Genomic DNA, 22,430 nt, shown 5'->3' with positions numbered 1-22,430 from the left:
AACATTAAGCACCACATTGGTGCAATAGAACGCAAGCCACCCTTTTAACGCTCCGTGAAAGCGATCACAAAGAGACTCTGCAATACTTGTTTGCGGAGGATGTTTGTGATCCTGTTTTGTAGTGCGATTAATCCGTGTACAATAACGCGCTATTTCTAATGCCTGAGGCAAAGTTGTGATCGAAAATTTGCGTAACATCGCCATCATCGCGCACGTTGACCATGGTAAAACTACCCTGGTTGATAAGCTGCTCCAGCAATCCGGTACGTTCGACGCGCGTGCCGAAACTCAAGAGCGAGTGATGGACTCCAACGATTTGGAGAAAGAGCGTGGTATTACTATCCTCGCTAAAAACACCGCTATTAAATGGAATGATTACCGTATCAACATCGTTGATACTCCCGGGCACGCTGACTTCGGTGGTGAAGTAGAGCGCGTCATGTCCATGGTTGACTCTGTGCTGCTGGTGGTTGACGCATTTGACGGCCCGATGCCGCAAACGCGCTTCGTGACCAAAAAAGCCTTTGCTCATGGCCTGAAACCTATTGTGGTTATCAACAAGGTTGACCGTCCTGGCGCGCGCCCTGACTGGGTTGTTGACCAGGTATTCGACCTGTTTGTTAACCTCGACGCGACCGACGAACAGCTGGACTTCCCGATCATCTACGCTTCGGCGCTGAACGGTATCGCGGGTCTGGACCACGAAGATATGGCGGAAGACATGACCCCGCTGTATCAGGCGATCATTGATCATGTTCCGGCGCCGGACGTTGACCTCGATGGTCCGTTGCAGATGCAGATCTCCCAGCTGGACTACAACAACTACGTTGGCGTTATCGGCATCGGCCGTATCAAACGCGGCAAAGTGAAGCCGAACCAGCAGGTCACTATCATCGATAGTGAAGGGAAAACCCGTAACGCGAAAGTAGGTAAAGTGCTGACGCATCTGGGTCTGGAGCGTATCGACAGCGATATCGCCGAAGCGGGCGATATCATTGCGATCACCGGTCTGGGCGAGCTGAACATTTCCGACACCATCTGCGACCCGCAGAACGTTGAAGCGCTGCCGGCGCTGTCCGTTGATGAGCCGACCGTGTCTATGTTCTTCTGCGTTAACACCTCGCCGTTCTGCGGTAAAGAAGGTAAGTTTGTGACTTCTCGTCAGATTCTTGACCGTCTGAACAAAGAGCTGGTGCATAACGTGGCGCTGCGCGTTGAAGAAACCGAAGATGCGGATGCGTTCCGTGTATCCGGTCGTGGCGAACTGCACCTGTCCGTGCTGATTGAAAATATGCGTCGTGAAGGTTTCGAACTGGCGGTTTCCCGTCCGAAAGTTATCTTCCGTGAAATCGACGGTCGTAAACAAGAGCCGTATGAAAACGTGACGCTGGACGTCGAAGAGCAGCACCAGGGGTCTGTCATGCAGGCGCTGGGCGAGCGTAAAGGCGACCTGAAAAACATGAATCCGGACGGTAAAGGCCGCGTACGTCTCGACTACGTGATCCCAAGCCGTGGGCTGATTGGTTTCCGTTCAGAATTCATGACCATGACTTCCGGTACGGGTCTGCTGTACTCCACCTTCAGCCATTACGACGATATTCGTCCGGGTGAAGTGGGCCAGCGTCAGAACGGCGTACTGATCTCCAACGGTCAGGGTAAAGCGGTGGCGTTTGCGCTGTTCGGTTTGCAGGATCGCGGTAAGCTGTTCCTGGGTCACGGCGCGGAAGTTTATGAAGGCCAGATTATTGGTATTCACAGTCGCTCCAACGACCTGACGGTAAACTGCCTGACCGGTAAGAAACTGACCAACATGCGTGCGTCTGGTACGGATGAAGCGGTGATTCTGGTTCCGCCAATTAAAATGAGCCTTGAGCAAGCGCTGGAGTTCATTGATGACGACGAACTGGTAGAAGTCACCCCAACCTCTATCCGTATCCGTAAACGTCACCTGACGGAAAACGATCGCCGCCGTGCGAACCGTGGTCAGAAAGAAGAGTAATTAACGTTCTTACGGATAAAAACCCTGTCGAAATGAAAACTCGGCGGGGTTTTTTTATTCACATTGATAAAGAGATAAGGTTGCCAAAAAATCAGAAATCGCTGGCGTATTATGCCGACCAATGACGTTATCCGCATACATCTTTGCCCGAGCGCTGGCATTCCCCATCGCGACGCCCAATCCGGCTAAACGTAGCATTTCCGCATCGTTATCATTATCGCCAAACGCCATCACTTCGCGCATTGCGATATGCTGTTGCTGTGCATATCTGGCGAGGCTTTGTCCTTTGCTACACCCCTTCTGGAGAATATCCAGTTGATGATGCCAGGACCAGGTACAGCTTAGCTGTAATTCATGCTGTATAAACTCAGCAATATTTTGTAGTTGTTTTATGTGCCGATGAACGACGCTGATTTGCCAAATATTCTCCCTACTGCTTAGCTCATCAGCCTGAAAGATTATTTTATCATCAGCACGAATTGTCAGTTTAAGCGGATATACCCGCGCCAGTATTTTTTCTGTTTGTAAGTGCGTCAGCGGCAGCGGATGAAGGATCTGCTGTTGAGCCGGTTGATAAATATAGCTTCCGTTACAACAGATCATCGGTTCGGTGAGCGCCAGCGTTTGATAATACGCATAGGCTTCACGATGAGAGCGACCGGTGACAAGCATTATTCGGCAGCCCATGTCCTGCATCTGACGGATAGCGGTTAGCGACTCTGGCAGAATTTGTTTATTACGGTTTAGCAGCGTTCCATCAAGATCAAAAGCGATTAAACGATATCGCATGAGCGTCCGATCCTAAAACAGCGTGAGGCATCCAGGTGATTCAGCAATGGAATATCGAGACGGTGCTGATAAGCGAGAAAACAGTGGCATTGTTTTGCCTGGCAGGCGGGAGAATTAAGCCGTTGCTGATATAAATTACCCATTTTAATTTTGCTGATATGACAAGCAAAAAGATCGCCTTCTGCATTCATAAAAATACTTTTTCTTCCTGCGGTACAGATATCCAGCTGCGCTGGCCACTGCTGTGTTTCAATCACATACAGCGGATCGAGTTCGCTGAAGGCGATGGTTTCCTCAACGGTATGCCGGGTATTGGCACACTCGTTGGCGTTAAACCAAAAATAATTCTGGTCAGGCAACCGCTGGCGTAGCCAACGAAACTGGTCGATATCTTTCATACTGGCGACAGCCCCCGCGCACCAGGTTATTCCGGCGGCAGAGAGCGCTAAACACTGCTGGAGAAAGCGCTCAGCGGTAATTTGTGAGGGATGAAAAGAACACCATAACCGAAGCTTTGAGATATCTCCGCCGCCAGCACGAAATGCCTCCAGCAATGACATTAACGAAAAAGAGGCGTTAGTTTGTATGCCGACCGCCTGAACATGAGGATAGCGGCTAATTTCTGCCAGCGCCGCCATGTAATAACGCAAGCGTAGCGCCTCGCCATAAGGCGTAATCATCACATTCAACGGCGTACCTAAAAGAGGCAAATGGTCAACCATGCGCCATAGCGCGGCTTCGTCGCGTTTTTTATCGTTACGGGCGTGTTTATGGAACGGGCAATAGCCGCAATGATAATTACACGATTTAAGATAGCCGCGATAAAACAGCGTGTGAATATCGCGCAGGGCGGGGGCGCTCATCTCTGCCGATTCTCCCGTAGCATCACCTCAGGCGAAACGAACACAGGAGCAAGGCAATCGGATAATGCCATACCGATCTCCGTTAGCCGGAGGCGACTGCCATTCTGATAACAGTAACCTTGCTGTATAAAGCGTTCCAGGTCGGGGAAATCCCTTAGCGCATCGCTGGCAAAATATTGCTGATAATCGCTAAGAGAAAGTCCCTGCCAGAAAAATAGATTTTTAATGATAAAGCGGCGTTTCATTTCATCAGGGGGGAGCAGATAACCGTGATTAATGACGGTTTTATCCGGGCTGTCGATAAACGCCTGAATGATTTTTCGTGATGTTTGCAGGTTCGACGACCACGGTGAACAGTAATGCAGATCGCCAAGATAACTTCTGCCGCCCGCGCCGAGCGCCAGTGAGTTTTCAAATCCGCAGCTTTCCGCCGCGGCGGATGGCGCTGGATTAAGGACGAAACGGCGCATGGACGTTTGGGTGTAGCCCGCGTTGCGTAAAAGATCGCGGGCTAAAACGTAGTAGCTATGCATATTTTCCTGGCGAGGCATATTATAAAGCGGATAAAGGAACAGCTCTTCCGGTTGATAAACGAGCGCCTGATGTAACGATTCCGTCAGGCTTGCGTGAGTCTGGCCGGGAATGCCGTAAATAATATCAATATTGAGTGATGGAAAATGACCCGCCTTTAGCCATTCCAGCGCCTGGTGCGCGCTGGCGGCATTGTGGCGGCGATGCAGCGTATGTAACTCGCTATCATGAAAACTTTGTACGCCAATACTGACGCGATTAACGGAAAAGGCGTTTAATAGCGCTACTTTTTCTGCTGTGGTATCCGTAGGGGAAGTTTCAATTGTTTTATAAATATTCCAGTCAACATTGAGCACATCAAAGACGGAAAAAAATAACTTCTCTAATTGCGCAATGTTTAATAGCAGAGGTGTGCCGCCGCCTACGGTAAAGCTTGCCCAGTGGACGGGTGCCAGCGCCATTTGTCGGCCCTGGGTAATAATCGCGTCGATATAGCTATCAATGAACGTATTATCTGCGCCTGTACAGGTAAATAAATTACAGAACCCGCAGCGACTTTGACAAAAGGGCATATGAACATACAGATGTGTGTCGTGCTCGTAAATGCGCGGTTTTACTTCGCTAAAGCTGACGTTCTCCAGCTCCCGATAAGCCGTCTTATGCGGATAACTGTACATATACTGACGATAAATATCATTGTTATTCATATTAATGATTACAGCTCAGCAAGAAATGCATATAGGGAACGGTATTAACGATCGGATGATTAAAACTATGGAAATATTTCCCGTCTTCGCCATAGCAGGTGCCGTGATCGGAACAGACAATAACGAACGTTTCGCCGCCGGTTTGGCGGAAAATGTTCAGTAATCCGTCGATGCGGGCGTCGATATAGCGTAGCGCGGCGGCATGAGTCTCAACGGTATCACCAGGGGCCGCGCCCTCCACGTAAAAATGGTTAGGGTAATGAATCGTGTCGATATTGATATACATCATGACCGGTTGGCTGCCAGCACGCTCGGCCATGATTTTCTGGATATAATGGATCTGGTTATCCATACTTTCTTTAACCGTACAGGCAAATCGTGGATGCCAGTAACTCTCTTTAAACATCGACGGGAACACTTTTCCCATGCCGGAGCGGTTATTAAAGAAAGAGACGCCGCCAATACAGATGGTCTGGTAGCCTTTATTTTCCAGACTTTTTATCCATGTTGCGTCATCAAAGGCAAATGCATTTTTCGGCCCTTTACGACCAAGTCCGATATCTTTTGGGAAAAACAGCATGGTCTGATTAACGGTATCATCAATAGGTTTTGGCATAAAACCTGAAAACATGGCGTGATGCGAAGGCCAGGTAAAATTACCGGCCGCTTCGCATTTCGTCCATTGTCCATAATGATTAAGGTTGGGCGTATTTCCGGCGGTTTGTTCCTGAAGCGCAATGTCGTAGCGTAACGAGTCCAGCACAATAAAAAGAATATGAGCGTTATTACTAATTAGCGCATTCATATCGAATTCGCCATCGCCTGTGTCAATCGACGCGTGCAGCGAGACGGGGACTTCATCCATTGAATTATACATTTTGCTTCCTCATGGCCCGGATTTGCGCCTGATAAATTAGATTATTCTGCTGCGCATCCTGATAAATCAAATCACCCTGGCCATTAATTTCAATAATATACGGCGTCAGGCTGGTGGTAAGTAAAACATCAATACCCGCTAAGCGAATGCCAGGAAAAAGTCGCATGGCATTTTGACAGAGCGTATCAATCTCAGTCACTTTTGCGGCAGATAATTCCAGACTTTCGAAGCGGCAAGCCTGGTTTTGCAGATGTAAGTTAGTAATGGGCTGCGAGGAGGTTCTGACCACTCGCCAGATAATTTCGCCATCCAGACAGACGATACGTAAATCATAGGTTTTATGCTTTACGCTGGCTTTGGGCAGCCACTGTTCGACGAGGTTTTCCTGCTGAAGAACGCCATCAATAATGAGCTGGATATCTTCTTTCTGACGATACTGTTGGATTTTTTTGCTGTTAAATAGCTGTTGTCCTGATATGGCAATCGCGCTGTAAAGCACCTGCTTTATGCCATCAGGGTGGCGGCGCAAAGCGATAACGCCCGCCGCGCCAGAACCCAGCGAGGGCTTAATGAACACGCTGGCGACCTTTTTTTCCTCCATGATAGCGGTGAGCTGTGCAAAACTTTTTACGTCTTCCGCTACCAACGGCGGCGTGGGGATGCCGTGTTCCAGTAAGCGCCGCTTGCAGCGTTTTTTATCCAACAGGTGAATGAGGCCCGCCGGATGGTTAAGCCAGGTGACGCCAGGACGCGCCGCCATGTTCTGCAAAAAATGGATATAGTCCAGACCGATCGCGTTTATTTTGCGGATGTCAGTTTCACTGTGTACTGGCGGGTCGATTTTAACGATGCCAGAGGTCAGCGAAGCGTCCAGCGCGTGCGGATGAGTCAGCGCCGTGACGGGTTCCCCAAGTACGGCGGCAGCCTGCATAAAATAATGCGTGCGCTTGCTCTGATGGGGGCCAATGAGCGTAATCACAATAAATCCCTTTATCGTTGAGTAGGGGAATGTGCACATTCCCCAACACAATCACTCGGTGTACATCGCATTCATATAAATATCGCCATCGTAATCATCAGGCTCCAGAGCTTCTGAAAGATTCAGCGGTATCGGCAGCGCCGCTTTTAGCTTTTCCTGCATCTCCGGCGTCAAATAGTGGTGGTGGAGATCGAGTGTTTCCAGATGCGCAATTCGGTCTTTATGCTCCAGCAGCGCCTCTGCGCCGTTGTCCGTTAAGGTACCGCATGAGAGTTCCAGCACTTCAAGCTGCGGCAGGATATTACTTTCCAGCACCCGGCGGGCGATATCATCCTGCTCTTCGCTGTTCATCAACCCCAGATGGGTGAGCTGAGGGAAAAGATCTTTCGATGCCAGCGCCATCACGTCATCCAGCGAACCGTCAAAACCGTATTCCTCTACGCCCAGGAAGAGCTTCAGCGTTTTTAATGCAGGGAGCTGCGCATTTTGTAGTTCGGCAAGCACGTTAGAAGGGATGCCACCGGAAATGATTTCCAGGTGCTCCAGTTTCTCATGATGTATAGCGCCCAGTCGCAGATCCGACGCGCCTTTAATAATCAGTTCTTTCAGATTGGGTAACGCCGCATAGAGCCTGGAATAGTCACCTTGTTTAATCCAGGAGATCTCGCAGTCTTCGCTCTCCATATCACCGATAAACAGTGATTCCAGGTGAGCAAAGCGGGGGGCGTTCTCCACAATCATATCAATAATAGGCTGGCAGGTTTCGTCTTCCCAACAATCACCCCAGTTACCAATGGTCAGTGAGCGAAGCTTTGGCAGATCTTCATCGGTTAAAATTAAATTAATGAGCTGTTCCTGGGTTAATTCATTGTCCCAACCAATATTAAATCGCTTATTCATTTGTTTCCCTTCTCTATAAGCATGAATATGGTAAAACGCTTTGCGAATATTATCATGGCGTTTAGGGGCGGGATATCGGGAGTCTGATTCAGGATGAATGAGCGGGCAGAACAACTACCCGCTGTGATGCAGATTCGGAAAATAGAGGCGATAATATCAGAAGAAATACTTCGCCCCGATACGAATCTGGTTTTGCTCTCTATGGTAGGGGCCCACGTTACGATCTAACCAGCGTAATTCAAAATAGGGCAGCCAGTGTTCATTGATACGATACCGGAAGGTGTTAGTGATTTCCCAATGATGCTTCGTACCATTACTACTATTAAAATCATTAACGTTATAAAAATAGTGTGGTTCAAAGGTATAAGAAAATTTATCGGTAATGATAAAATTCCAATAGTTACCGATTTCATAGCTGTCATTATTATCCAGTTTGCCATTCAAATCGGTTGAACTATAATTATTGTGATTATATCGGTTACGTACCGTAAGATTAAACCACGGGGTAAATTTATAGTTAACATCCAGATAGACGGCGCCGCCGGAACCAATGCTTTTGTCGTTTATTAACCCGCCAGGCTGGATGGTTAATTTATCTGTAGGTTTAAATAACGGATACCAGCCCTCAATCTCATTATAACCGTGCTTTAATTCATCATCACGCTGTAGCGTATAGGTATTGGTCAACATAATTCCGGCACCCATATCGGAGTTATAGCCGACGCGCAGCATAAACTCCATTTGGTCAGACGCCAGGTTATAGGCCTCACGGTTTTCTACATAAGCGCCAGCAAAAACAGAGGTGGATATTACTGAAGTTAATATCACTAGAGTATTCAGAGATTTCATAATAAATCCATTTTTCAAATATAGGGAAGCCGCCATCCATCGGGATGGATAAAGCGGCAAGCGTCGTTTAATTATTTACAGTAGAAATACTTTGTTTATTATTAGTCGCGACAATTTGATTACCTGTTTTCTTTCGTTGGGCAATTTCCTCGATAATAAAAGCGAAACGTTGTTCATTGAGCTTATAAAAAAAGCCCATCGTTAGTGCTGCGATAATGGCAAGACCGCAAGGCCATAAAAAAATGAGCTGACGCAAACCAAGCAACGTGGTGTCACTTTGAGCTATGTTGGGGATATAACCGATTTGCGTCAGCATAATACCTGGCAAAAAGCCAGCAAGCGCAGCGGAAATTTTGCGGGAAAAGGTATAACCCGTATACACCGAGCCTTCAGCGCGAATACCCGTTTTCCATTCACCGTAGTCAACCGTATCCGGAACCAGTGCCCAGTTCAGGCTGTTGACGAAAGCGGTACCGAAGAAGGCGATACAAGAGAAAATAACAAACAGGAATGACGTTCCGCCCCAGATAAAATTCAGGATATCGCCAACGGCCCACAATATCAGACCACCAAGATAAACCTGTTTTTTCCCGAAGCGTTTTACCACAGCAGGTACTAATAAAACACCAATCAGGATACAGCCCATGCTGAAAAAACCCATCCATGACAACAAATGAATATCGTTCAGCACGTACTGAGTGTAATAAACCTGAATGGCCAGCTTGATATTAAAGGCGGCCAGCGTGCACAAATTGGCGACGCAGAGCACCAGCAGCGGCGGATTACGAAAAATCGCGCAGAAGGACTTCAATATGCTGGGTTTATGCGTGTCAGGTACGGTTTCGATATACCGTTCTTTCACCCCGCTAAAGCACCACCACATGCTGAACAGCCCGCAGACCGAAAAAATGACTGCTGCAATCAGATAACCCAGCGAAGGGGAACGGGTAAACAGCGCCTGAATGGGCATAAAACCTACGGTACAAAGAAGAAGGCCAATGGTAGCGCCGCCTTGTCGCCATGCGGCGAGCTGGGCCCGCTCATGCGGATTTTTGGTAATAGCGGGTACCATCGCGCCGTATGAGCAGTTCATCAGGCTGTAGAACAGACCGAACAACATAAACAGCACCGTCGCGAAGGCTGTTTTAACGGGTAAAGTAAAGTGAGTGGCAAAGAATTGCGCAGTAGCAACCAGAGCGACTGGAAATGACGCATACAGAATAAAAGGCCGAAACTTTCCTTTTGCGCCAATATTACGGCGTGAATCCAGCAATACGCCGGTGAGCATATCGGTAAAAGCGGTGAAGAATTTCGCCACCAGAAAGATAATTCCACCGTAATATGCAGGCATCCCGAGTTCATCGGTATAAAACTTCAGTAGATACAGCGTACCGATACACAGCATCAGATTTGAGCCGAAATCGCCCACGCCATAGGCGCATTTTTCCCGCAGGCTCAACTTTAGCGTTAGCGGATCATGATTAGACATAATCGCCTCTCAAAACGCCCCGCAGGGCGTTATATTTTATTGTTGTTAAACCGTATGTTTCCGGGCCTCAATCTCTTCCACAATTCGCACGTACATCTTCTCGTTGAGGTTGTAGAAACAGCCCATCGCAATAATGGTGATGACCGCCAGCACGCAAGGATAAATAAAGATCAACTGGCGTAGGCCTTCGACGGTGCCTGCCGATTGCACCACATTCGGGATATAACCGATTTGTGTCAGCATCCAGCCGGGGAAGAACCCTGCCAGCGCCTGGGAGACCTTACGGAAGAAGGTGAAGCCGGTGTAAACCGTCCCTTCCGAGCGGACGCCGGTGCGCCATTCACCGTACTCCACCGTGTCGGAAACCAGCGCCCAGTTCAGGCTGTTGACGAAGGCGGAACCGAAGAACGCCAGGCAGGAGAAGGCGACAAAACTGACCGAGCCGCCGCCAAAGAAGTAGTTGAGCAGATCGCCTGCCACCCATATTAACAGCCCGCCGATATAGACTTTCTTCTTGCCAAAACGCCTGACTGCGCCGGGCATCAAAAAGACGCCGATAAAAATACAGCCCATGCTAAAGAAGCCCATCCAGGAGAGGAGGATCGGGTCGTTAAGAACGTACTGGGTGTAATAAACCTGAATCGCCAGTTTGACGTTGAAGGCGCCGAGAGTACAAAGGTTGGCGATACACAGAATAAACAGCGGACGGTTACCGGCGATGGCGCGGAACGACTGCAATAATCCGGGCTTTTGCGCGTTATCGACAGGTTTCACTTCGACGTAGCGCTCTTTAACGCCGGCGTAGCACAGCCACATAAATAGCAGGCCAAACAATGAAAATAGCGTGGCGGCGAAAATATAGCTGAGTTGGGCATTGCCTTCGATCAGGTTCATGACCGGCACAAAGCCAACGGTACACAGCAGCAGGCCGAGAGTGGCGCCGCCCTGACGCCAGGCGGCAAGCGAGGCGCGTTCATCCGGGTTCTTGGTAATCGCGGGCACCATCGCGCCATACGAGCAGTTCATCATGCTGAAAACCAGCCCGTACAGCATAAACAGCATCGTTGCGACGACGGTTTTTCCCGTCACCTCAAACGGTGTGCCGACAAAGTTAGCAATCGCCAGTAGCGTTACCGGAAATGCCGCGTAAAGCACGAACGGGCGGAATTTGCCCTTCGGACCAATTTTACGCCGCGAGTCGAGCATAATGCCGGTACCCATATCGGTAAATGCGGTAAAAAATTTGGCGATCAGGAAAATGATCCCGCCGTAAGTCCCTGGTAAACCCAGCACATCGGTATAAAATTTGAGTAAATAGAGGGTCCCGATATCTAACAGGATATTGGAACCTAAATCCCCCAGTCCATAGGCAAGTTTTTCTTTAAACGGCAAGCGTAGGGTTGCCGGATTCGATGATGTTTGACTCATTATTCTTCTCCATCTGCCCGCAGGTTTCCCTGCGGGCGAGCCGTATTAGATATTCCGTAAAGAAGCAAAAAGTGAAGCCCACTCGCTCTTCGCGCGATAGAAGACCGGCGGTTTGCCAATGGGCGCATCCACGGTAATTTCACCGCCGTGGTGAACTTCACCGGTCCAGATATTCACCCAGTGATCTTCCGGCAGGTACAGCGTCCAGTCGCAACGCCCCTGCTCGTGAACCGGCGCGACCAGCAGATCCTGACCGAGCAGATATTGATATTTCAGGGTGTAGGTTGCGGCATCGTTCTCGTAGTGCAGGAATAGCGGACGCATGACCGGCAGACCGGTAGCCGCGTTTTGCGCCACCGCCTGCTTGAGATACGGTTTCAGCGTGGTAAAGACGGTGGTCATGCGGGCAAAGTGGGCAATAGTTTCCGCGTCGCCGTCGAACTGCCAGTTATCGCCGGGGCGGTTGCCTTCATGGGTGCGCATCATCGGCGTAAAGGCGCTGAAATCGCACCAGCGCAGCAGCAACTCTTTGCTGCGTTTCATGTCAAACAGGGTGGTGTAGCCGCCGATATCGCTGTGATGCAGACCGTGGCCGGTCATCGCCAGCGACAATGCCGCAGGCACGACAGAGGCCAGACCATCATCAAGGCTCCAGTCAACGTTCTGGTCGCCTGCCCACATCATGGTGGAATATTTCTGACTGCCGGTGTAACCCGCACGCATAAAGAACAGGATCTCGCCGAGCTTGCCGGTCTCCTGTAGCGCTTCGTAGTTACACTTCGCCCAGAGCGCAGGCCAGGCGTTATGCATGATCTCTGCGCTGACGCCGTTGTGCAGATACGTGTCGGTCGGCAGATATTCGCCGAAATCCGCCATCCAGCCGCTGCAGCCGAGCGCGATCATGTTCTTTTTGATGACGTCTTTGAACCAGTCGTAAGCTTCAGGATTGGTCAGATCGACCACGCCGCCATAGAATTCGCCAAACTCGACCAGATAGTCGCCGCCCGTGGCGTCTTTCGCCAGGTAGCCGTGTTTCGCCGCCTCGGCGCAGAGGTCTTTATCACTGGCGACGTATGGGTTGATATAAGAGAGGAACTGGACGCCTTCTTCTTTCCACTGTTTGATACGGCTATCCAGCTGTGGATAGTTGTCGCTATTCCACTTCCAGTTCCACATCACGCGCTTGCCAAAGGAGGTCATGCGGATACCGGACCAGTCCTGCGCCCAAATACCGTTCACTTTTACGCCTGCGTTGCGCATGGTATCCAGTTTTTGCTGGCAAACTTCCGTACCGCCCTGAATGCCTAGCGTGACGCCGTCATAAACCCAGTCCGGCAGCTCCGGCTGGCGGCCTAACAGCGCAGTCAGTTTTTCCAGCAGGGCGATGTAGGTGTCGGCACACTCAAAACGCAGCGTAGTTTTATCTTCCCACAGCGCCAGTTCGTGATACTCCGGCGCGCTGAAGTCGAAATTCATATAGCAGCTATTATCGACGTGGCAGTAATACTTCTGCGTGCTGACAAAGGTTGGCTGGGGGAAGAAGGTCCAGTAATAGTCGCCGCCGGCGTTCTCTTTACAGTCTGCCTGCCAGGTGACATAGCTGGTTTTATTACGGCCAACGCCCTGTTCGCTGGTCCACAGCGGGAACGGCTTGCCGCGCAAATCGAAATAAGAGAACTGTTCGCCGCAGCCGTAGATATGGTCGTCTGGATTAGCCGCGAGGCGTAACCAGATACGGTTATGGTGCAGGTCGTCGTTTTGCAGATCCAGCTTCAGGCGTCCCGCCTCATCGGCGGAGATGCGAAGGGTGGCGCTAATTGTTGCGCCACGGCTGAATTGTACCAGCCAGCCGTCAGGTAGCTCGCTGACGGTGGCCTCCGTTAATGCAATCTTTTCGTTAAGTTTGTCTTTGATGCTAAAGTTGCCGCGAAACATGTCAATGTCGGCAACGCCCGCGCCAATCCACAGACAGGGATTTTCGGTGCTGTGACGTAAAATCAGGCGCTGTTGCCAGCTAAGCGCAAAACCATCCTGTGATGTTGTCAGTTCAAAATCGGTTGACCGTTGTGGTAGAGAATTCATTGTAATCTCCGTGAATGTAGGGTAATTCGGTAATCCATTTGGGCTAGTCGCAGCCGATGGAAAAATGCAGTTGATGGATCGCTTTTGGGGCAAGATGAATCAGTGCGATCCCGGAATTAAATGCATCGGGCGGGCAGCTCATAGGCTCTACCGCGAGACCTTTTCGGCTGAGTTTTTCGCCGGTATAGAGCTGCAACCAGGGCTGGGTGCTGCGTAAAAATGTAGACATGTTCTGCGTTGGGCTGGTAAGTCTGACCTCCCACTCAGCCGGGGTAGTCGCGGTCTTAACCGCATGATCAAGGCGCGTTTCGCCGAGCAGGCATGATGCGGAAAAATCTCTGCCTGCGGGCAATTCTTCGCTTGCCGGCAGTGTTAATACACAGCTATCGATGCTTTGCAGGTTACAAGTCAAATAAGGATGTGCGCCCGCGCCATAAGGGGCTGATTCATCGCCAATGTTTTGCGTACGAATCAATACGTGCAGCCCACTGGCGGCATCTAACCGATAAATCACTTCCGATATCAACGCAAAGGGATAGCCGTAAGAGGGCGGCAGAAAAATCGTTAGCGACGCTTCCGTTGCCGACTGATAATTAATCTGCCAGTCTCGCCAGGCTAACAGACCGTGAATGGCGGTCTGCGAAACCGGGTCGTTAACGGCAAGCTGGAAAACCTTGCCGTTATAGGAGTAGCAGCCATTTGTCACGCGATTGGGCCAGGGAATCAATACTTTCCCCAGATGCGCCATGGGTATTTCTTCCGGTTTATGCGGGATGACCACATGGCGTCCATGATGGGTCAGTTCCGCCAGACCTGCGCCAACCGTGACGATTTTCGCCTGGTAATGGCCCGCATTAAGCTGAATAGTTTTTCCACCGCTGTGCATGGCTGCCATCCTCATGACCTATTTCGCGTTGATATCCAGGAGACCCGCCGCGACCGCTGGAGCCAGGCCCGGCGCCAATGGCAGACGAGGAATGACCAGACAGTGCAGCAGATGGTAAATATCTTGCTTGCCGTCCCACACTTTGGTGGTCACTTTGTTATCGGCGTCCAGCTCTTGCCACCAGGAACCATTTTCATAGTCCATCAGGTACTTAATGCAGTAGTCCCACCATTTCTGATACCACTCTTCATACTGGCTATCGCCCGTCAGGGTGTAGAGGGCGTAGGCCGTACCCATCGCTTCCACAATCGGCCAGCGCACGCGTTCACGTACGATAGGTTTACCGTCCCAGTCGACTGAGTAGACAAAGCCGTCTGCGCCATCTGGCGCCCAGGCGTCGCGGATCGTGGCATGGAACAGACCTTTCGCATCCTCCAGCAGCCAGGCGGGTGGCGTTTCGAAGCGGGCCTCCAGCGCAGCATGGAGATGGAGCATCAGACGGCCCCACTCAATCCAGTGACCTGGCGTACCGCCGTAGGCGCGGAAACGGTGGGCAGGATTATCTTTGTTGTAGTCGCGGATAGGGTTCCACTGTGAATCGAAGTGCTCATTGACGCGGTAATCACCGTTGCGCGCCACATCATGAATAATTACCGACGCGATACGCAGCGCACGATCCAGCCATTTTTTGTCATGGGTAACGTCATAAACAATCAGGAACGCTTCGACGGCGTGCATATTGGCGTTGCCGCCACGGTAGTCTTCGGTTTTGCTAAAGGCTTCGTCCCAGGACTCCAGGCACATCTGCTCTTCTTCACTCCAGAAGTATTTCTCAATCACTTCTATGGTGTAATCCAGCAATTTTCTGGCTTCAGGATGCCCGGTCGTGACGGCGCTGGCCGCGCCCAGCAAGGCGAAGAAGTGTTGATAACCCTGTTTAGAGGCATCTACCACGCCCTGATCGTTAACGCAGGCATACCAGCCGCCGTATTTTTTGTCGCGCAGTGCGCCGTTCATGGCTTTGATGCCATGATCGACCAGATCATAAGCGCCCGGTCGGCCCATCGACGCCGCCACGGAATAAACGTGCAGCATACGCGCCGTGATCCAAAGATGGGTGCCCATCTCTTCTTTGATTTGCCCTTTATTTCCCAGCCAGCCGAAGCCTGTCGGCACCGCGGCGTTTTTACCGAAATTAAAGATGCGGTCGGTTTCCTGCTCCAGCCAGCGGTTGTGGCTCAACGTGTTAAACCATTTCATTCTTTCATCCTCGTATTAACGACGTTTCGCCATCATTTCATCGACGATCTCGCCCAGACGTTGCAACTTAGGCGCGGAAACATCACGTAGCATCAGCTCGGTATCCGGTAAACCAATCACTGATGACCAGACCGCGCGTCCCGCCAGGAACCCGGATGCGCCAGCTTCCATGGCGACCCTGACTGCGCGAGGGAACAGTTTTTCGTCCACACCGGAAGAGAGGATGACCCACGGCATATTGATATGCCCATTCAGGCGTTGTGAGGCGGTAAGAAGATCGGAACGCGCGCCTTTGCCGTAGAGCGGCATTTCAACTTTGTAAAGATCGGCGCCGCTGTCGCCCAGCTCTTTGGCCGCATCGATAATCGCCTGCTCGCGATCGAACTTGTCGCCGCAGCGCGGCGGACGTACAACCGGTTCGATAATGCTCAGCAAACCATTGGAGTGACATAATTCATTGAATTCTTTGACCATATCCAGACGCTGCTGCGCGTCTTCGTCGCTGCGCCACAGCACCAACAGTTTTAAGGCTTTCGCGCCATCCCGTTTTACCGCCTGCGCATTAATTTTTTTATCAATGACCACGTTATCAACGGGAATACCGTTGCCCGGGATGAAATCATCCGCCGCGACGATCATGGCGCAGCTTTTAGCGACCGCGTTTTGTTCTACGGCCTGGTGATAACAGAACTGCTGATCCAGCAGAACGGCAGAGGCATACGGGGAAAGAATTTTCGCCGCATTCACTTTGAAATCCGTCAGCACGCTATCGGCAACGGGTGTTTTCGCACCAGCAGCAGCAAACATTAAACGCATCGCCTCGCGCTGATCGACAGCCAGCATGGCAAACCCGCCGGACGCTCGCGTAATGTCTTTGATGGTGTAGTTGTTCATTCAATTTTCCTTTATACAGTCGTTACTTTTTTACGTTGGCGGTCAGCCCGGCGCTGATGCGCACCTGTTCCAGGATGGCGCTCCAGTCTTCCCGACCGCGGCCTGCGGCCCGCGCCAGGTTATAAACTTCACGGGAGGCGGCGCCGAGCGGCATCGGTACGTGCAGTTGATTGGCGACATCCAACGCGATGCCAAGATCTTTGTGCGCCAGATCGATCATGAAGGCGGGAGACAGATCCCCTTTCATCACTTTATTCGGCCAGGTGGTGGTGAAATGCCCTTTGCCTGCGGCAGTGCCGCTCATCACTTTTAAAGCCACGTCGAAGGAAAGCCCCAGCGCTTCACACAGCACGGCGGCTTCGGCGGAGAGCGCATTTAGCGCAATACTCATGTAGTTGTTGATCAGTTTTACGCGAATACCCATTCCCGGGCCGCCGGTGTTGACCAGCTCATTACCCATCGCCATCAGAACAGGGGTAGCGCGCTCTACTTGCTCCGCCGTACCGCCTGCCAGCAGCAACAATGTGCCGGTAATCGCGTTGTCGGATGTCCGGCCTACCGGCACATCCATCATGCTGAACCCTTTGCTCTGCATGTCGGCAATCAGCTTATCGGTTTGCAACGGATGAATAGTGGACATATCAATGACCAGCGCTTCACGGGAAAGGGTTTCACAAACGCCTTGCTCGCCAAACAAAACGGAACGAACCAGATCGCCGTTCGGGAGCATGGTGATAACAAATTCAGCGCCGATGGTTGCCTGAGCCGGGCTGCTTGCAGGTTGCGCGCCTTTGTCTACCAGACGCTGTACGGCGTCTGGATTAACATCGAAGACGCTGAGTTGATGGCCCTGCTTTAGCAGATTGCTCGCCATAGGGGAGCCCATCTGTCCCAACCCGATAAATGCTATAACTGCCATATCGTTCTCCTGAACACGGTGGTGTCATTTTTTGTCATTAATGAGCCTTTTTATGTCTGTTTGTGATCGTATTTGTAATTTATAGTCAAAAAATTGACAGCCGTCACTTTTTAAACATTTCGTGAAATTAAAATGAGCACATCGAAAATGCTTGAGGAATGACCATGGTTCGTATTGCTTGTGTAGGTATTACCGTGATGGATCGCATCTATTACGTGGAAGGATTACCGACAGAAGGGGGTAAATATGTGGCGAAGCGCTATACGGAAGTGGGCGGCGGGCCTGCGGCGACCGCTGCCGTGGCTGCGGCGAAATTGGGCGCGCAGGTGGACTTTATTGGCCGTGTGGGCGATGACGACACCGGAAACAGTCTGCTGGCAGAGCTAGAATCCCTGGGGGTAAATACGCGCTATACCCGCCGCTACACGCAGGCCATGTCGTCGCAGTCAGCGATTATGGTGGATGCCAAAGGAGAGCGGATTATTGTTAATTATCCCAGCCCGGATTTATTACCTGACGCCGACTGGCTTAACGACATCGATTTTTCGCAGTGGGATGTGGTATTGGCGGATGTGCGCTGGCATGACGGCGCAAAACAGGCGTTTACGCTGGCGCGTCAGGCTGGCGTCATGACTGTTCTTGATGGCGATATTACGCCGCAGGATATTAGCGAGCTGGTGGCGTTAAGCGACCACGCCGCCTTCTCCGAGCCGGGGCTGGCACGCCTGACGGGGATGAGAGAAGCCATTGATGCGCTAAAAAAAGCACAAATGCTCACAAATGGACATGTCTATGTCACGCGAGGCAGCGAAGGCTGCAACTGGTTGGAAAAAGCGGCGGTACGCCACCAACCGGGTTTTACCGTGGAGGTGGTGGATACTACCGGCGCGGGCGATGTTTTTCATGGCGCACTGGCATTTGGCCTGGCAAGCGGATACGCCATCGAAGAGGCTGTCAGATTCGCCAGCGGCGTTGCCGCGCTGAAGTGTACGCGCCCAGGTGGCCGGGCGGGTATCCCTGATTGTGAGCAAACCCGATCTTTCTTGTCACTTTTTGTATAATATGAGCAGTAGGAAGCTTTTAGAGGAATGCTCATGAGTCTTACCGAACTGACCGGTAATCCGCGACATGATCGGCTGTTAATGCTTATTGATGAGCGCGGCTATATGAATATCGATGAGTTAGCCAGTTTGTTGGAGGTCTCTACCCAGACGGTTCGCCGCGATATTCGTAAATTAAGCGAGCAGGGGCTGATTACGCGTCATCACGGCGGCGCTGGCAGAGCGTCCAGTGTGGTCAATACCGCCTTTGAGCAGCGAGAGGTCTCCTGGACGCAAGAGAAAAAAGCCATTGCGGAAGCCGTGGCTGACTATATTCCGGATGGTTCCACGATATTTATCACGATTGGAACGACGGTTGAGCAGGTGGCGCGCGCGCTGCTCAACCATAATCATCTGCGCATTATCACCAATAGCCTGCGCGTTGCGCACATTCTTTATAATAACCCTCGCTTTGAAGTGATGGTGCCTGGCGGCACGCTGCGCCCGCATAATAGCGGCATTATCGGGCCATCCGCGGCGGCGTTTGTGGCGGGGTTCCGGGCTGACTATCTCGTCACCAGCGTAGGCGCGATAGAGAGCGATGGCGCGTTACTGGAGTTTGATGTCAACGAAGCCAGCGTAGTGAAAACCATGATGGCCCACTCGCGACATATTCTGCTGGCCGCCGATCATACGAAATACCATGCTTCTGCGGCGGTTGAGATCGGCAATGTGTCACAGATTACCGCTCTGTTTACGGACGAGTATCCCGGTCCGGCATTACAGAATTTACTTCAATCCCAGCAAATCGAAGTGGTTCAGGTGAGTCCTTCGCTGGACGACGCCGTTTCAGCGTGACAAGCGCCCTTGCGCCGGATGGTCGCGTCAGCGCTTTATCCGGCCAATAAAACGGCGCTGTGATGCAGGCGATATTGGGCATCGTCTGCGTTTCTATTGTCTTTTTGTTAATTGATTTATAAAGGGATACATAGTCAAACTTCTCCTTTCCCGCTACAGTTATTCATCCCCGGTTAGCAAGGAGAATGACATGCTCTACATCTTTGATTTAGGTAATGTGATTGTCGACATCGACTTTAACCGCGTATTAGGTGTGTGGAGCGATCTGAGTCGAGTACCGCTGGCTACGCTGAAGCAAAAATTTACGATGGGCGAGACTTTTCACCAACATGAACGCGGCGAGATAACGGACGAAGCGTTTGCTGAAGCTTTCTGTCATGAAATGGCGTTATCGCTCAGTTATGAACAATTTGCGCACGGCTGGCAGGCAGTATTTGTCGGATTACGGCCCGAAGTGATTGCTATCATGCATAAACTGCGCGAGCAGGGGCATCGCGTGGTGGTGCTATCCAATACTAACCGACTGCATACCCACTTCTGGCCGGAGGAATACCCGGAGGTGCGCGCTGCCGCCGACCATATCTATTTATCGCAGGATTTGGGAATGCGTAAACCGGAAGCGCGTATTTATCAGCACGTCCTGCAGAAAGAAGGTTTTTCCGCTGCCGATGCGGTCTTTTTCGACGACAATGCCGATAATATAGAAGGGGCCAACCAGTTGGGGATCACCAGCATTCTGGTGAAGGATAAAGCCACCATCCCTGACTATTTCGCGAAGCTGTTATGCTAAAAACCGTTCACCAAAAAGCTGGACGCCATACGCGCCCTGTTCGGGCCTGGCTCAAGCTATTATGGCAGCGTATCGATGAGGATAATATGACGACTCTGGCGGGAAACCTCGCCTATGTCTCATTACTCTCCTTAGTACCGCTTATTGCCGTCGTTTTTGCCCTTTTCGCTGCTTTTCCGATGTTTTCTGATGTCAGCATTCAGTTACGCCATTTTATTTTTGCTAACTTTATGCCAGCCACCGGAGACGTGATTCAGCGCTATATTGAGCAGTTTGTCGCTAATTCCAACAAAATGACGGCGGTGGGCGCCTGTGGACTGATTGTGACGGCATTGCTGTTGATGTACGCCATTGATAGCGCCTTAAACACTATCTGGCGCAGCAAACGCACACGGCCAAAAGTGTACTCTTTTGCGGTGTACTGGATGATCCTCACGCTCGGCCCGCTTCTCGCCGGTGCCAGCCTGGCGATCAGCTCCTACCTGCTTTCTTTACGCTGGGCCAGCGATCTGAATACGGTCATCGACAATGTATTGCGCATCCTTCCGCTGCTGCTCTCGTGGATCTCATTCTGGTTACTTTACAGTATTGTCCCAACAACTCGCGTACCGAACCGTGACGCCCTTGTCGGCGCGTTTGTCGCAGCGTTGCTGTTCGAGGCCGGAAAGAAAGGTTTCGCGCTTTATATCACCATGTTCCCGTCATATCAGCTCATTTATGGCGTACTTGCAGTGATCCCTATCCTGTTTGTCTGGGTATACTGGACCTGGTGTATAGTCTTGCTTGGCGCAGAAATAACTGTCACTCTCGGGGAATACCGAAAACTCAAACAAGCCGCAGAACAAGAAGAAGCTGACCAACCATGATTGCATTAATTCAACGCGTAACCCGTGCCAGCGTCACCGTGGAGGACGAGGTGACGGGTGAAATCGGCCCAGGACTTTTGGTGTTATTGGGTGTCGAAAAAGAAGATGACGAACAAAAAGCGAATCGTCTGTGCGAGCGCGTGCTGGGATACCGTATCTTCAGCGATGCTGACGGCAAGATGAATCTGAATGTACAACAGGCTGGCGGCAGCGTGCTGGTGGTGTCGCAGTTTACGCTGGCGGCAGATACCGAGCGCGGTATGCGGCCAAGCTTTTCCGGCGGGGCTGCGCCGGATCGCGCGCAGGCGCTTTATGAATATTTTGTCGAACGCTGCCGCCAGCAGGCGATAAACACGCAAACCGGACGCTTCGCTGCCGATATGCAGGTTGAGCTGGTTAATGACGGTCCCGTGACATTCTGGCTCCAGGTATGAGTCAGCTTCCGGCGTGGCCGCGGATAACAAGAGAGAGTACGGCTATGTATCACCTTCGAGTTCCGCAAACAGAAGAAGAATTAGAACGTTACTACCAGTTTCGCTGGGAGATGCTGCGTAAACCGCTGCACCAGCCGAAAGGGTCGGAACGGGATGGCTGGGATGCGTTGGCGCACCATCAAATGGTGGTGGACGAAGAAGGAAATTTAGTAGCAGTGGGCCGCCTGTATATCAATGCAGATAACGAGGCGTCTATCCGTTTTATGGCTGTACATCCCTCGGTACAGGATAAAGGGCTGGGGACATTAATGGCGATGACCCTGGAGTCTGTCGCCCGCCAGGAAGGCGTTAAGCGCGTCACCTGCAGCGCGCGCGAAGATGCGGTTGAGTTCTTTGCCAAACTCGGATTTGTCAATCAGGGGGAGATTACTACGCCCACAACCACGCCAATCCGCCATTTTCTGATGATTAAACCGGTAGCATCGCTGGATGATATCCTGCATCGCGGCGACTGGTGCGGGCAGCTTCAGCAGGCCTGGTATGAGCACATTCCATTGAGTGAAAAGATGGGGGTGCGCATTCAGCAGTACACCGGGCAAAAATTTATCACCACGATGCCGGAAACCGGTAATCAAAATCCGCATCACACGGTGTTTGCCGGCAGCCTGTTCTCCCTGGCGACGCTGACCGGATGGGGACTTATCTGGCTGATGCTCCGTGAACGTCATCTTGGCGGGACGATTATTCTTGCTGACGCCCATATTCGCTACAGTAAACCCATTAGCGGAAAGCCAAACGCCGTGGCTGATTTGGGGTCGCTAAGCGGTGATTTGGACAGGCTGGCGCGGGGTAAAAAAGCGCGTGTCCAGTTGCAGGTTGAACTGTTGGGCGGCGAGACCGCTGGGGCAATTTTCGAAGGCATTTATATCGTACTACCTGCGAAACCGTTCGGCCCGTATGAAGAGGGCGGGAATGAGGAGGAGTAGCTGG

The 22,430-nt window shown here is 51.3% G+C and carries 21 protein-coding genes; 7 read left to right on the top strand and 14 right to left on the bottom strand.

The genetic code is table 11. From position 1 onward, the window contains the following. Window positions 1–175: 175 nt before the first annotated feature. The gene (gene typA / locus QEN32_RS21615) at window positions 176–1,999 is read left to right on the top strand and encodes a ribosome-dependent GTPase TypA (RefSeq protein ID WP_000572060.1); all 1,824 of its coding nucleotides are present in this window, start codon (window positions 176–178) and stop codon (window positions 1,997–1,999) included. Window positions 2,000–2,053: 54 nt separating this feature from the next. On the opposite strand, the gene QEN32_RS21610 is transcribed toward typA, so the two are convergent. The 14 genes from QEN32_RS21610 to yihU all read right to left on the bottom strand — a co-directional run bounded on the left by QEN32_RS21610 (window position 2,054) and on the right by yihU (window position 17,452). Next, window positions 2,054–2,788, bottom strand: coding sequence for a Cof-type HAD-IIB family hydrolase (locus tag QEN32_RS21610; protein WP_265322375.1), 735 nt, complete (start codon window positions 2,786–2,788; stop codon window positions 2,054–2,056). Then, window positions 2,773–3,651, bottom strand: a complete 879-nt coding sequence (locus QEN32_RS21605) for an STM4011 family radical SAM protein (protein WP_265322374.1) — start codon at window positions 3,649–3,651, stop codon at window positions 2,773–2,775. The genes QEN32_RS21610 and QEN32_RS21605 overlap by 16 nt, the downstream gene beginning before the upstream one ends. After that, entirely contained in the window at window positions 3,648–4,889 is a 1,242-nt protein-coding gene (locus QEN32_RS21600; RefSeq protein WP_265322373.1) for an STM4012 family radical SAM protein, read from the bottom strand. Before QEN32_RS21600 ends, QEN32_RS21605 begins: the two co-directional genes overlap by 4 nt. Before the next feature lies 1 nt (window position 4,890). After that, entirely contained in the window at window positions 4,891–5,766 is an 876-nt protein-coding gene (locus QEN32_RS21595; protein WP_000282794.1) for an STM4013/SEN3800 family hydrolase, read from the bottom strand. Next, a complete protein-coding gene (locus QEN32_RS21590) occupies window positions 5,759–6,784 on the bottom strand; it encodes an STM4014 family protein (protein ID WP_265322372.1) in 1,026 nt (341 codons plus the stop codon). Before QEN32_RS21590 ends, QEN32_RS21595 begins: the two co-directional genes overlap by 8 nt. Before the next feature lie 12 nt (window positions 6,785–6,796). After that, complete coding sequence (locus QEN32_RS21585; protein WP_265322371.1) at window positions 6,797–7,645, bottom strand: STM4015 family protein; 849 nt, start codon at window positions 7,643–7,645, stop codon at window positions 6,797–6,799. Window positions 7,646–7,801: 156 nt separating this feature from the next. Next, complete coding sequence (gene ompL, locus QEN32_RS21580; RefSeq protein WP_080219377.1) at window positions 7,802–8,494, bottom strand: porin OmpL; 693 nt, start codon at window positions 8,492–8,494, stop codon at window positions 7,802–7,804. Window positions 8,495–8,561: 67 nt separating this feature from the next. Next, window positions 8,562–9,983: an MFS transporter gene (locus tag QEN32_RS21575; protein ID WP_000064891.1), complete on the bottom strand. Its 1,422-nt coding sequence runs from the start codon at window positions 9,981–9,983 to the stop codon at window positions 8,562–8,564. Window positions 9,984–10,028: 45 nt separating this feature from the next. Further along, complete coding sequence (locus QEN32_RS21570; protein ID WP_000084250.1) at window positions 10,029–11,411, bottom strand: MFS transporter; 1,383 nt, start codon at window positions 11,409–11,411, stop codon at window positions 10,029–10,031. Window positions 11,412–11,456: 45 nt separating this feature from the next. After that, on the bottom strand, window positions 11,457–13,493 hold the full coding sequence (locus tag QEN32_RS21565; protein WP_082331280.1) for an alpha-glucosidase: 2,037 nt from the start codon (window positions 13,491–13,493) through the stop codon (window positions 11,457–11,459). A 43-nt stretch (window positions 13,494–13,536) separates the two neighbouring features. After that, on the bottom strand, window positions 13,537–14,394 hold the full coding sequence (locus tag QEN32_RS21560) for an aldose-1-epimerase (RefSeq protein WP_023255645.1): 858 nt from the start codon (window positions 14,392–14,394) through the stop codon (window positions 13,537–13,539). A gap of 3 nt (window positions 14,395–14,397) precedes the next feature. After that, window positions 14,398–15,639, bottom strand: a complete 1,242-nt coding sequence (gene yihS / locus QEN32_RS21555; protein ID WP_000870934.1) for a sulfoquinovose isomerase — start codon at window positions 15,637–15,639, stop codon at window positions 14,398–14,400. 15 nt (window positions 15,640–15,654) lie between these two features. Further along, entirely contained in the window at window positions 15,655–16,533 is an 879-nt protein-coding gene (yihT, locus tag QEN32_RS21550) for a sulfofructosephosphate aldolase (protein WP_076736069.1), read from the bottom strand. A gap of 22 nt (window positions 16,534–16,555) precedes the next feature. Then, the gene (yihU, locus tag QEN32_RS21545) at window positions 16,556–17,452 is read right to left on the bottom strand and encodes a sulfolactaldehyde 3-reductase (protein ID WP_000268248.1); all 897 of its coding nucleotides are present in this window, start codon (window positions 17,450–17,452) and stop codon (window positions 16,556–16,558) included. A 164-nt stretch (window positions 17,453–17,616) separates the two neighbouring features. Here yihU and QEN32_RS21540 point away from each other — a divergent pair, with 164 nt between their 5' ends. From QEN32_RS21540 to fabY, 6 genes are all read left to right on the top strand, one after another. Continuing rightward, window positions 17,617–18,513 (top strand): sugar kinase, encoded by an 897-nt coding sequence (locus QEN32_RS21540; protein ID WP_114051161.1) that lies wholly within the window; start codon window positions 17,617–17,619, stop codon window positions 18,511–18,513. Window positions 18,514–18,546: 33 nt separating this feature from the next. Further along, entirely contained in the window at window positions 18,547–19,350 is an 804-nt protein-coding gene (locus QEN32_RS21535) for a DeoR/GlpR family DNA-binding transcription regulator (protein ID WP_000059693.1), read from the top strand. 190 nt (window positions 19,351–19,540) lie between these two features. After that, entirely contained in the window at window positions 19,541–20,140 is a 600-nt protein-coding gene (gene yihX / locus QEN32_RS21530; RefSeq protein WP_000965702.1) for a glucose-1-phosphatase, read from the top strand. Next, window positions 20,134–21,006 (top strand): virulence factor BrkB family protein, encoded by an 873-nt coding sequence (locus QEN32_RS21525; protein ID WP_000921423.1) that lies wholly within the window; start codon window positions 20,134–20,136, stop codon window positions 21,004–21,006. The genes yihX and QEN32_RS21525 overlap by 7 nt, the downstream gene beginning before the upstream one ends. Then, complete coding sequence (gene dtd, locus QEN32_RS21520) at window positions 21,003–21,440, top strand: D-aminoacyl-tRNA deacylase (protein WP_000560969.1); 438 nt, start codon at window positions 21,003–21,005, stop codon at window positions 21,438–21,440. Before QEN32_RS21525 ends, dtd begins: the two co-directional genes overlap by 4 nt. A 44-nt stretch (window positions 21,441–21,484) precedes the next feature. Then, on the top strand, window positions 21,485–22,426 hold the full coding sequence (fabY, locus tag QEN32_RS21515; RefSeq protein ID WP_001518251.1) for a fatty acid biosynthesis protein FabY: 942 nt from the start codon (window positions 21,485–21,487) through the stop codon (window positions 22,424–22,426). Window positions 22,427–22,430 lie beyond the last annotated feature (4 nt).

Source organism: Salmonella sp. SA14318, from assembly GCF_029866905.1.
In the GTDB taxonomy this organism is placed as follows: domain Bacteria; phylum Pseudomonadota; class Gammaproteobacteria; order Enterobacterales; family Enterobacteriaceae; genus Salmonella; species Salmonella enterica.
The sequence above is the reverse complement of the archived record's forward strand: the minus strand, read 5'-3'. Positions and strand labels throughout refer to the sequence as shown.

Bases quoted from the DNA above. Each gene is read 5' to 3' on its own strand.
- QEN32_RS21610 (WP_265322375.1), bottom strand. From the start codon at position 2,788: ATGCGATATCGTTTAATCGCTTTTGATCTTGATGGAACGCTGCTAAAC.
- QEN32_RS21605 (WP_265322374.1), bottom strand. From the start codon at position 3,651: ATGAGCGCCCCCGCCCTGCGCGATATTCACACGCTGTTTTATCGCGGC.
- QEN32_RS21600 (WP_265322373.1), bottom strand. From the start codon at position 4,889: ATGAATAACAATGATATTTATCGTCAGTATATGTACAGTTATCCGCAT.
- QEN32_RS21595 (WP_000282794.1), bottom strand. From the start codon at position 5,766: ATGTATAATTCAATGGATGAAGTCCCCGTCTCGCTGCACGCGTCGATT.
- QEN32_RS21590 (WP_265322372.1), bottom strand. From the start codon at position 6,784: ATGTGCACATTCCCCTACTCAACGATAAAGGGATTTATTGTGATTACG.
- QEN32_RS21585 (WP_265322371.1), bottom strand. From the start codon at position 7,645: ATGAATAAGCGATTTAATATTGGTTGGGACAATGAATTAACCCAGGAA.
- ompL (WP_080219377.1), bottom strand. From the start codon at position 8,494: ATGAAATCTCTGAATACTCTAGTGATATTAACTTCAGTAATATCCACC.
- QEN32_RS21575 (WP_000064891.1), bottom strand. From the start codon at position 9,983: ATGTCTAATCATGATCCGCTAACGCTAAAGTTGAGCCTGCGGGAAAAA.
- QEN32_RS21570 (WP_000084250.1), bottom strand. From the start codon at position 11,411: ATGAGTCAAACATCATCGAATCCGGCAACCCTACGCTTGCCGTTTAAA.
- QEN32_RS21565 (WP_082331280.1), bottom strand. From the start codon at position 13,493: ATGAATTCTCTACCACAACGGTCAACCGATTTTGAACTGACAACATCA.
- QEN32_RS21560 (WP_023255645.1), bottom strand. From the start codon at position 14,394: ATGAGGATGGCAGCCATGCACAGCGGTGGAAAAACTATTCAGCTTAAT.
- yihS (WP_000870934.1), bottom strand. From the start codon at position 15,639: ATGAAATGGTTTAACACGTTGAGCCACAACCGCTGGCTGGAGCAGGAA.
- yihT (WP_076736069.1), bottom strand. From the start codon at position 16,533: ATGAACAACTACACCATCAAAGACATTACGCGAGCGTCCGGCGGGTTT.
- yihU (WP_000268248.1), bottom strand. From the start codon at position 17,452: ATGGCAGTTATAGCATTTATCGGGTTGGGACAGATGGGCTCCCCTATG.
- QEN32_RS21540 (WP_114051161.1), top strand. From the start codon at position 17,617: ATGGTTCGTATTGCTTGTGTAGGTATTACCGTGATGGATCGCATCTAT.
- QEN32_RS21535 (WP_000059693.1), top strand. From the start codon at position 18,547: ATGAGTCTTACCGAACTGACCGGTAATCCGCGACATGATCGGCTGTTA.
- yihX (WP_000965702.1), top strand. From the start codon at position 19,541: ATGCTCTACATCTTTGATTTAGGTAATGTGATTGTCGACATCGACTTT.
- QEN32_RS21525 (WP_000921423.1), top strand. From the start codon at position 20,134: ATGCTAAAAACCGTTCACCAAAAAGCTGGACGCCATACGCGCCCTGTT.
- dtd (WP_000560969.1), top strand. From the start codon at position 21,003: ATGATTGCATTAATTCAACGCGTAACCCGTGCCAGCGTCACCGTGGAG.
- fabY (WP_001518251.1), top strand. From the start codon at position 21,485: ATGTATCACCTTCGAGTTCCGCAAACAGAAGAAGAATTAGAACGTTAC.